9 protein-coding genes are annotated in these 10033 nt (G+C 37.7%); all 9 read left to right on the top strand.

Annotated elements, in window-relative coordinates; translation table 11 throughout:
* Positions 1-177 precede the first annotated feature (177 nt).
* The 9 genes from ACTQ5K_RS14530 (at position 178) to ACTQ5K_RS14490 (ending at position 10008) form a co-directional block, all read left to right on the top strand.
* A complete protein-coding gene (locus tag ACTQ5K_RS14530; RefSeq protein ID WP_441994022.1) occupies positions 178-360 on the top strand; it encodes a hypothetical protein in 183 nt (60 codons plus the stop codon).
* A 421-nt stretch (positions 361-781) separates the two neighbouring features.
* Positions 782-1498, top strand: coding sequence for a stage II sporulation protein R (gene spoIIR, locus ACTQ5K_RS14525; protein WP_031536734.1), 717 nt, complete (start codon positions 782-784; stop codon positions 1496-1498).
* A gap of 219 nt (positions 1499-1717) precedes the next feature.
* Positions 1718-2647 carry a metal ABC transporter solute-binding protein, Zn/Mn family gene (locus tag ACTQ5K_RS14520; protein WP_031536733.1) on the top strand — a complete coding sequence of 310 codons (930 nt, stop codon included), beginning with the start codon at positions 1718-1720 and terminating at the stop codon, positions 2645-2647.
* A gap of 1 nt (position 2648) precedes the next feature.
* Positions 2649-3383, top strand: a complete 735-nt coding sequence (locus tag ACTQ5K_RS14515; RefSeq protein WP_031536732.1) for a metal ABC transporter ATP-binding protein — start codon at positions 2649-2651, stop codon at positions 3381-3383.
* Positions 3383-4291: a metal ABC transporter permease gene (locus ACTQ5K_RS14510; RefSeq protein WP_441994023.1), complete on the top strand. Its 909-nt coding sequence runs from the start codon at positions 3383-3385 to the stop codon at positions 4289-4291. The genes ACTQ5K_RS14515 and ACTQ5K_RS14510 overlap by 1 nt, the downstream gene beginning before the upstream one ends.
* Complete coding sequence (locus tag ACTQ5K_RS14505) at positions 4291-5172, top strand: metal ABC transporter permease (RefSeq protein WP_031536730.1); 882 nt, start codon at positions 4291-4293, stop codon at positions 5170-5172. Before ACTQ5K_RS14510 ends, ACTQ5K_RS14505 begins: the two co-directional genes overlap by 1 nt.
* Before the next feature lie 281 nt (positions 5173-5453).
* Positions 5454-6368, top strand: a complete 915-nt coding sequence (locus ACTQ5K_RS14500) for a proline dehydrogenase family protein (RefSeq protein WP_031536729.1) — start codon at positions 5454-5456, stop codon at positions 6366-6368.
* Between the two features lie 99 nt (positions 6369-6467).
* Entirely contained in the window at positions 6468-8045 is a 1578-nt protein-coding gene (pruA, locus tag ACTQ5K_RS14495) for an L-glutamate gamma-semialdehyde dehydrogenase (RefSeq protein WP_441994021.1), read from the top strand.
* A 289-nt stretch (positions 8046-8334) separates the two neighbouring features.
* Positions 8335-10008, top strand: a complete 1674-nt coding sequence (locus tag ACTQ5K_RS14490; RefSeq protein ID WP_441994020.1) for a sigma-54 interaction domain-containing protein — start codon at positions 8335-8337, stop codon at positions 10006-10008.
* Positions 10009-10033: the final 25 nt, after the last annotated feature.

Below are 10033 nucleotides of genomic sequence, written 5' to 3'. Positions count from 1 at the left end.
CGCAAGAAAAGTAGCCGGACTCGCAAGTAAAAGTGGGAAAGTCGCAAGAAAAGTAGCCGAACTCGCAAGTAAAAGTGGGAAAGTCGCAAGAAAAGTAGTCGAGCTCGCAAGTAAGGTATGGAAGTGCAAGAAAAGTAGCCGGACTCGCAAGTAAAAGTGGGAAAGTCGCAAGTAAAGTTGCCGGACTCGCAAGTAAAAGTGGGAAACCTGCAAGAAAAGTTGCCAAACCTGCAAGTAAGGTATGGAAGTGCAAGAAAAGTTGCCGAACTCGCAAGTAAAAGTGGGAAAGTCGCAAGAAAAGTAGCCAAACCTGCAAGTAAGGTATGGAAGCGCAAGGAAAGTAGCCGGACTCGCAAGTAAAAGTGGGAAAGTCGCAAGAAAAGTAGCCGAACTCGCAAGTAAAAGTGGGAAAGTCGCAAGAAAAGTAGCCAAACCTGCAAGTATGGTATGGAAGCGCAAGTAAAGTTGCTAGACTCGCAAGTAAAAGTGGGAAAGTCGCAAGAAAAGTAGCCAAACCTGCAAGTAAGGTATGGAAGTGCAAGAAAAGTAGCCGGACTCGCAAGTAAAAGTGGGAAAGTCGCAAGAAAAGTAGCCGGACTCGCAAGTAAAAGTGGGAAAGTCGCAAGAAAAGTAGCCGAACTCGCAAGTAAACACGCCAACCTCACAACTAAAATCCAACGTATCTAAATAGAGTATCCCCCAATGCAGAAAAAATTAATTTTACTAGTTTAAGATTCTATTAATCTGTCCACACTGTGTTAGTGAAGGGGCGGTGCTAAAGATGAAAAACAAACCGATGGCAACTATTTATTTATTTGTACTTATTCTAACAACTATTATGAGTTTATATATTCCAAAAACTGAAGTAGCAGCAAATAATGAGGTAATCATTCCGAATGATGCGATTCGTCTTAGAATCTTAGCAAATAGTGATTTAGAAGAAGATCAGGCATTAAAAAGAAAAGTAAGAGATGCTGTAAATGAAGAAATTACAAACTGGGTTTCTGAATTGACTTCCAAGGAAGCTGCTAAAGACTTATTAAAAGCAAAGTTACCAGAGATTCAGCAGATTGCAGAAAGCGTAGTAGCGGAAGAAAATGCTAAGCAAGCAGTGGATGTTACGTTTGATAAAGTAGATTTTCCAACGAAGCTGTATGGTGAGTTCTTATATCCAGCAGGTCAATATGATGCAATTCTTATTACTTTAGGAGAAGGGGAAGGTGCTAATTGGTGGTGTGTTCTTTTCCCGCCATTATGCTTCCTAGATTTTTCTAACGGAGTAGCAGTAAGTGATGGATTTGAGGAAGAAGAAAAAGCAGATAAAGAAAAAAATACCAAAGTAGAGACAGTCGAAGACAAGAAAGCTGAAAAGGAAAAACCAGCAAAGGTAGAAAAGAAAGTGGAAGAGAAAGAAGATCCTGTATTTGTTAAAGAGGAAGAAGAGGAAGTAGAAGTGAAATTTTTCTTAGTAGAATTATGGGAAAAGATTTTTGGATAATAGACAATGAATTGGGAAGATGCTTGTTAGAGAGCATCTTTTTTTGTTGGTTGAAGATATTGCCCAAACAAAAAAGTTAAGTAAATATACCTAATTCATCTTAAACCATTGACATTTTTCAGATAGTTAAGTATTTTGTATATAAACATAAAAGTTTCCCTAAGGAAACAAATTGTCTATCGGTGATGATTTTTGTGATGATGAAAAGGGGGAATAACAATGTGGAAGTTTGTGTTAACAGGATTAGTAATAACATTCTTTTTTTTAACGGGTTGTTCAGCTGAATCAACCGGGTCTAAGGAAGATGGTAAGCTTGCGATTGTTACTACAATTGCACAAATTGCAGAACCAATGTCGGTAATTGGCGGAGATAAAGTAGAGGTGAATAGTCTAATGGGACCTGGTGTAGACCCGCATTTATATACGGCTACCCAAGGAGATATCCAGAAAATGGAGGGTGCGGATATTATCTTTTATAGTGGGTTACATCTAGAAGCGAATATGGTAAAGGTCTTTGAAGAGATTGGGAAAACAAGACCAGTTCTTGCTATTGGAGAAGTTAACCCAGAGGAAAAACTTTTAAAGGAGGAGGAAGGTGCAATTGATCCACATATATGGTTTGATATTGATCTATGGAAGGAATCACTTGATGCAGCAACCAATGAGTTAAAGAAAGCTTTACCGGAAGATAGTGATTATTTTGAAAATAATAAGCAAGCGTATTTTGAAAAATTGGATACATTGAAGGAAGAAGCAAAAGCTCAGTTGAAAACATTGCCAGCAGATAAACGTGTACTAGTTACAGCGCATGATGCATTTGGCTACTTTGGAAGAATGCTAGATATTGAGGTTGTTGGATTACAAGGTTTAAGCACGGAAGCGGAAATTGGATTATCAGATATAGAGGAGACTATTCAATTACTAGTGGAGAATCAAGTTCCTGCTGTATTTATCGAAAGCAGCATTAATCCAGCTTCCATCAATGCAGTCATTGAAGGAGCCAAAAAAGAGGAACTCGATATAGAGCTTGGTGGAGAATTATTCTCTGATGCGATGGGAGATGCGGATACGGAAGAAGGAACTTATATAGGGATGTATGAACATAATGTTTCCACCATCTATGAAGCATTGAGCAGAGGAGTGGAGTAAGATGAAGTCAGTTCTTACTGTGGAGAATGTATCAGCAGCTTATCGGAAAAATGAAGTGTTAACGGATGTTAGCTTTCAAATTAAACAAGGAACCTTAACGAGTATTGTTGGTCCGAATGGTGCTGGAAAATCTACGTTGCTAAAAGTACTGCTAGATCTCATCCCTAGTATTACTGGTAAGGTTACATTTTTTGGCGAAAAGTATAAAACAGCAAAATCGAAAATTGGCTATGTTCCTCAGCGGGGATCTGTTGACTGGGATTTTCCGACAAATGCTTTAGATGTCGTAACAATGGGGCAATACGGAAAAATCGGCTGGTTAAAGTGGCCGCAGAAAGAGCATAAGCAAAAAGCATTGGCAGCGTTAAGAGAAATGAAGATGGAAGGTTTTGCACATCGGCAAATTAGCCAGTTATCAGGTGGGCAACAGCAACGGGTATTTCTCGCCAGAGCTCTTGCCCAAGATGCGGATCTTTATTTCTTAGACGAACCATTGGCAGGTGTTGATGCAACGACAGAAAAAGCAATCATGGAGACTTTAAAAATGTTAAAGGAGAGTGGGAAAACAGTGATGGTTGTCCATCATGACCTGCAAACCGTCGAAGAATATTTTGATCATGTTCTTCTGCTAAATAAAACAGTAATTGCGCATGGACCAACCCATTTAACTTTTACAAGAGAAAACATTAGGAAAGCGTATGGAGGTACATTGCATTGGATGGGAGAGAAGCGATAATGTTTAGTTTTCTCTCTTATAATGCCCAATCGGTTTTATTTAGTACATTCTTATTAGGAATGGCAGCTGGTGCTATTGGCAGCTTCGCTTACTGGAAAAGACAAAGCTTAATGAGTGACGCGCTTTCTCACGCAGCACTTCCAGGAGTGGTACTTGGCTTTATGATAATCGGAGAAAAAAATCTTTTTGTGATGATTATTGGCGCAGCAGTTACTGCTTTATTAAGTGCTTTTTTCATCCAGTGGATAAGAAACTCCAGCCGAGTCAAGGAAGACGCGGCAATGGGAATTGTTTTATCCGTCTTTTTTGGCTTAGGGATTATGCTTTTGACATTTGCTAATCGGATGCCTGGTGGCAATCAAAGTGGTTTAGATAGTTTTATATTTGGGCAAGCGGCCTCCATGGTATCCAAAGATGTTTGGACGATGATGATAGTAGCTCTAATCGTCCTTTTCATAACAGTTCTCTTGTTCAAAGAATGGAAAATATTATTATTTGATCCTAGCTTTGCTAAAGGCTTAGGCATATCGATTACTAAGATGAATGCACTATATATGGCGATCCTTGTGTTAGTCATTGTTGTTGGGATTCAGGCAGTTGGTGTTATATTAATGGCAGCTTTGCTAATAATTCCGAGTGTGAGTGCGAGATATTGGACGGAATCGTTCAAAGTGATGGTGATTCTTTCCGCTTTGTTTGGCGGAAGTGCGGGAATGGTTGGGACATTGCTTAGTACATTTGGCAAAGGATGGCCGACTGGACCCTTCATTGTAGTAACGGCCTCTTCTGTTTTTCTTGTGTCCTTATTTTTAGGAAGTAAGAAGGGCTTGGCAGTTGTATTTTTTCAACAAAAAAGACAGAGGAAACGTATGGCACTATTAGAAATGACGAAGGAGGTAAAACAATAATGAGCTATACTGGTTGGATATTGTTAACTGCCTCATTAGTTGGATTGAGCTGTGGTCTTATTGGTGTCTTGTTAATTTTAAGAAGGATGGCGATGATGGCAGATGCTATAAGCCATACCGTGCTTTTGGGAATTGTATGTGCCTATTTAGTTACTAGGGAATTAACGGGGATCCATATGTTGATTGGAGCGGTTGTTACGGGCTTGATTACGGCAATTGTTATCCAATGGCTCCATACACGAGGTGTACAGCAAGAGGCTTCGATTGGCATTGTCTTTACAACTTTATTTGCGATAGGTGTCATTTTAATTGCAACAAAAGTGGGAAATGCTCATTTGGATGTGAAGCATACCTTGATGGGAGAAATTACGTTTATCCCATGGGAGATAATGGAGATTCCGCTCCTTGGAAGGATACCAGAAGCAGTTGTATTACTAAGCATTGTTTTAATAGTGGTTGTCGTTATTATAATAGCTTTCTATAAGGAATGGAAAATAACTTCATTTGACCCAGCACTTGCAGCAAGTTTGGGCATTCCTGTTATCTTTATGCACTATTTATTTATGTCTTTAGTGTCATTAACAACGGTTGCTGCTTTTGATGCAGTTGGGGCAATTATGGTAGTAGCGATGCTGATTACTCCTGCGGCTGCCGCTTATTTATGGACAGATCGACTATCCATTCTATTTCTATTAAGTAGCAGCTTTGGAATTATGTCCGCATTTATTGGCTATTATCTTGCGGTATGGTTAGATACCTCCATTTCAGGGGCAATGGCCTTTTCTACAGGAATTATTTTTATGATCAGTTTTCTTTGTTCCCCAAAATATGGAGTTTTAGCAAGGGGCTTTATAGGTAGAAAAAAGACGGCGAACATATAATATTAGTTAAAGAGATTGTCTTAGAAGTACTCTCTTAAAAATGGGCTTTAGATAAAGCATTCTTTTTGAGAAGCGTACTTTTAGGATAGTCTCTTTTTGATTGGACGGAATAAGTTTTTTGTAATACGCTTGCAGTATTTTGTTTAATCAAATAATAAAAATTTATCAGAAAATTATAGCTTTTAAAGGAAGTCCTATTGTATAATCAAAGCATAAATTAAACACAAATGTACAGTGGGTAAATTTTAAACAAAAGTGTTCAAAAAAAGGGGCGCGTGATAATGGAACTTGCATGGAGAAATATGTTTCAGTCATTAGCAAAGAATAAATCCGCAAATAAACTAGCTCGCAAATATGGTTTACGCTTTGGAGCCAGACGATTCGTTTCTGGTGAATCTATTGTGGAAGCGATTTCGAAGGTCGCAGAATTAAACAAATCCGGCAGAGTAGTTACACTTGACCATCTGGGAGAATTCGTCTACACGAAAGAAGAAGCAAATGAATCAACCAGCATGTCTTTAAAAACGTTAGATGAAATTCATGCATCAGGGGTCCAATCTCATTTATCGGTGAAAATGACATCACTAGGATTAGATATTGATAAAGACCTATGTTTGAACAATATGCGGAAAATTGTTTCCCGTGCAAAGCAATACGGAAATTTTGTTCGTATCGATATGGAAGACTATGCTCATTGCCAAATAACAATCGATATTTATGAAGAGCTCCGTCGAGAATTTGAAAATGTGGGTTTAGTCATTCAAGCTTATTTGTATCGTACGGAAGAAGATATGAAACATTTAAATGAATTAAAGGCAAATTTACGCCTTGTTAAAGGGGCTTATAAAGAGTCGCCAGATGTTGCCTTTCCAGAGAAAAAAGACGTAGATGAAAATTATAAAAAAATCATTGAAATGCATATGCTAAATGGAAATTATGCAGCGGTTGCCAGCCATGATGAAAAAATTATTCAATTCACAAAAGAGCTTGCTAATAAGCATAGAATAGATAAAGACAAGTTTGAATTCCAAATGCTGTATGGCATATGTGAGGATTTGCAAAATAAGCTAGTGAAAGAAGGCTACAAAGTAAGAGTATATGTTCCATACGGAAAAGATTGGTTCGGCTATTTTATGAGAAGATTGGCCGAAAGACCAGCAAATGTATGGTTTGTTCTTAAAAATTTGTTTAAATAAGCAATGCTGTAAAGCGTGCTCCCTTTTATTTTTAAATGTTAATAGATTGAGAGAATGATGGAAGAAGATTAACTCAATAAACGAAAAGGAGAAATGAACATGACAAACATTACGAGTATCCCAGCTTATAAAAATGAGCCATTTACTGATTTTACTAAGATTGAAAACCAACATGCACTAGAAGCGGCAATTCAAAAAGTAAAAGGAGAATTAGGAAAAACATATCCACTTGTAATCGGGAAAGATAAAATTATGACAGAAGAAAAAACAGTCTCGATTAATCCAGCAAATGTCGATGAAGTAATCGGAGAAGTGAGCAAAGGGAATAAAGAATATGCAGAAAAGGCAATGCAAGAGGCATTACATACATTTGAGACATGGAAGAAAGTAAAAGCGCCAGAGCGTGCTGAGTATTTGTTTAAAGCGGCGAAATTAATGAGAGAAAGAAAGCATGAATTTTCCGCTTACTTAATCTTAGAGTCAGGGAAGAATTGGGCAGAAGCAGATGCGGATACAGCAGAAGCAATTGACTTCCTTGAGTTCTATGCAAGAGAAATGATTCGGCTAAGTGAAACATCGAAAAATCAGCCACTATACGCAACAGATGGTGAAGTGGATAATAAAATTACGTATATTCCGCTTGGTGTTGGCATTGTTATTTCTCCATTTAACTTTCCGCTGGCTATTATGGCGGGAACAACAGTTGCTGGTGTAGTTTCAGGAAACACTGTTATCTTAAAGCCTTCCGATAATACGCCTGTTATAGCCGCAAAATTTGTTGAGTTAATGGAAGAGGTAGGATTACCAACGGGAGTCATTAATTACCTTCCAGGAGATAGCTTGGAAGTGGGCGAATATTTAGTAGAGCACCCAAAAACACGATTTATTTCCTTCACTGGTTCCCGAGCAGTAGGATGTCGGATTTATGAACGTGCATCTGTTGTGCAGCCTGGTCAAATTTGGTTAAAACGTATTGTTGCAGAAATGGGCGGAAAAGACGGCATCGTTGTTGATGAAACAGCAGATATTGACGCAGCAGCAGAAGCAATTGTGGCGGCGGCATTCGGTTTCCAAGGGCAGAAATGTTCAGCAGGCTCTAGAGCTATCATTGTTGATTCTGTATACGATCAAGTAGTGGAAAAGGTAGTGGCACGTACAAAGAATTTAACTATTGGTCTTCCAGAGGTAAACGCATCAGTAGGACCAGTTATTGATGAGAAAGCATTAAATAAAATATTAAGCTATATCGAAATTGGCAAAGGGGAAGGGAAATTAGTAGCAGGAGGATCCCGTGCACAAGGAAATGGCTATTTTATTGAACCGACTATTTTTGCTGACGTTCCTGCCGATGCTCGTATTATGAAAGAAGAAATTTTTGGACCAGTATTGGCTATTTGCAAAGTCCCTGATTGGAAAACAGGTATCGATGTATATAATGATACCGATTATGGATTAACAGGCTCTTTCTTTTCATCTAAAGAAGACAGAATCCAATACGCATTAGAAAATCAACATTGCGGCAACCTGTATATTAATAAAAAATGTACAGGAGCACTAGTAGGAGTACATCCATTCGGTGGTTTCAATATGAGTGGAACAGACTCTAAAGCAGGAGGATTCGACTATCTTCTACTCTTCACCCAAGCAAAATTAAGTACGAGAAAAGAAATGAAATAATAACAATCAATTAAATAAGCGCTTAACAAGCTGTCTCCTTTAAAGAGAATCACAAGAATAGTACTAGAAAGAAGTAAAAAAACTTCTGTGTATGAATCATTCACGTGCGACTCCCTTTAGTAGACAGCTTTTTTTGATACATTTTCCTCTTATTGGAAAGGCTGTTTTCTATATAATTATTGATTTTTCAAAAGGGAAAACAAATTAATTAGGAATACGAAAACAGCCATTGGAAAAAACGATTATTTAATGATAAATTATCAATAATAAGGAAAGAAAGGATTAAGCTATGTTTACCGATTCACAACTGGAGATAGAAACTTCGTTTATCATCCTCTCAGATCATGAAAAAATCAGCAGACTAGCAGATGTGCTACTCGATTATTCCTATGCCGTTATCGAAAGTGAGCAGCTATATACGATTGGCAAAGAAGAGCAGTATCTTTTATCAGCAGGGGGTAAAAGTCAAACAATTAAAACATGGCTGCAGGCAAGTGGAATATTGCCATCAGCTGTTATTTCATGCGAGGAGATTAATAAAGAAGAGATCGATTGGATAAGACCCGTTATTATTAAGAAGGAAATGAATTATCAAGGAATTGTGACCGCTACTGCGAGAATTCGGTCATTGCAAAAGGAAAATAGACATGTCACAACTTATTTTGAAACATTGGCAGAAACGGTTAATGATGCAGTAACAGCTGTAGATAGGAACGGAACAGTCTTCTACTGGAATAGTGCAGCAGAGGATACCTATCATATAAAAAAAGAAGCAATTATAGGTAAAAAAATTGGAGAGCATTTTGATTCAGAATCCATTCAATTACATAAGATTCTAAAAGAGGGTAATCCGATTAGAGGAACTTATCATCGGCCAAATGAACATACCCATGTATTAATTAACGCTTCCCCTGTTCTTGTTGAAAATGAAATAATTGGTGGTATTTCAACAGAACGGGATATAACCAAGCTCATTCGTTTAAATCAGGAGTTAGATTCGAATTCATCTTTATATGTACAAAAAGAAGAGCCATTTTCCTCCATTCAATCTGAAAGCAAGGAGGTAAAAAGGGCAGTTGAAATTGCTCAAAAAGTAGCTTCGGCAGAGATACCAGTTTTGATTAACGGAGAAGCAGGAACAGGTAAGGAACAGCTCGCACAGGCTATTCATTATGGTGGATCTAAGAGGAGTAAACCGTTTCTATCTTTAAATTGTTCAACAGTTCCGAAGGACTTAATCGAAATGGAGCTGTTTGGCTATCAGAAAATGACCTTTGATTCGAGAGATACAGAAGAAATAGAAGGAAAGATGGAGCAGGCAGAATCCGGAACATTGTTTATTGAAGAAGTGGATAAAATGCCATTTCCTGTTCAGGAAAAACTTCTATATTATATGACAAATCAATCTTTTGCTAGAGTTGGAGGAGAACAGCAGAAAAAAACGGCAACAAGATTAATCCTATCTTCTACCCAGCCTTTAGGGGAGTTAGTAAGAAAAGGGCTGTTTAATGAAAAGCTCTATTATCAAATTAGTATTATCCATATTGAAATTCCACCACTCCGAAATCGGAAAGAGGATATACCCGTTTTAGTTAGCGATTGCATGAAAAAGTATAGCGAAAAACACAATAAAAAAGTAGACAAAATAAATCACCAAGCATTGCATATTCTATGTGCATATGATTGGCCAGGCAATATAAAAGAACTAAATAATGTGATAGAGCACAGTGTATTGGTAAGTGAAGGCAAAAACGAAATAATGCTGGAACATATCCCTGCTGAAATTGTAGAAAAGTATAAAGTTTCTATTCGAGAAGAAAAAGGGAACAAGGAAGAGGATGAAATGCAGCGCATAGAAGAGGTACTCAAAAAAACGTATGGAAATAAGAGTGCTGCAGCTACATTGTTAGGAATCTCCAGAGGAACGTTATATAACAAAATAAAAGAGTTTGGTTTAAAGTAAGAAAATCTAGCATTTTTTTTGCACC

This window comes from Niallia sp. Sow4_A1, from assembly GCF_052116745.1.
Taxonomy (GTDB): Bacteria; Bacillota; Bacilli; order Bacillales; family Cytobacillaceae; genus Niallia; species Niallia hominis.
This window is presented reverse-complemented; position numbering and strand designations above follow the sequence as displayed.